2 protein-coding genes are annotated in these 550 nt (G+C 44.2%); both read left to right on the top strand.

Going from position 1 to position 550, the window contains the following annotated elements:
• On the top strand, positions 1 to 348 hold a 348-nt coding region (locus R7P74_RS28540; protein WP_318124058.1), incomplete at its 5' end, for a U32 family peptidase C-terminal domain-containing protein.
• Positions 348 to 550, top strand: a 203-nt coding sequence (locus R7P74_RS28545; RefSeq protein ID WP_318124059.1) for a YfhL family 4Fe-4S dicluster ferredoxin, incomplete at its 3' end; no start/stop codon positions are given. The genes R7P74_RS28540 and R7P74_RS28545, both read left to right, overlap by 1 nt.

Raw genomic sequence — 550 nt, forward strand, 5'->3', positions numbered from 1 at the left:
CGTCGTCATACACACGATACTTACCAAAACTACGATTACGGTTACTCAGTCTCTGACGCACAACAATTTGTTGGTGAGTTCACAGGTAAACGTCGTGGCGACATGGCAGAAGTTGAAGTGAAAAACAAATTCGTTGTAGGTGACAGCCTGGAGTTAATGACACCAAAAGGTAACGTTGTTTTCACTCTAGAAGCGATGGAAAACCGCAAATCAGAGTCAATTGAAGACGCAAAAGGTAACGGCCACTTCGTATTCATTCCTGTTCCTGAAGACATGGACCTAGAATACGGTCTGTTGATGCGCAATCTAAACGCAGGCCAGGACACTCGTAACCCTACTTGTAAGTAATCAGGGCGTTACTCATCACTGACAAATGCATTAACTGCGACATGTGTGATCCGGAATGCCCGAATGGCGCGATCAGCATGGGAGACAGCATCTTCGAAATCGACCCTAACTTATGTACTGAGTGCAAAGGTCATTACGAAAAGCCTACCTGTCAGTCAGTTTGTCCAATAACAAAATGTATTATTACTGATCCAAACCACAT

The organism is Vibrio sp. 2033 (assembly GCF_033339735.1).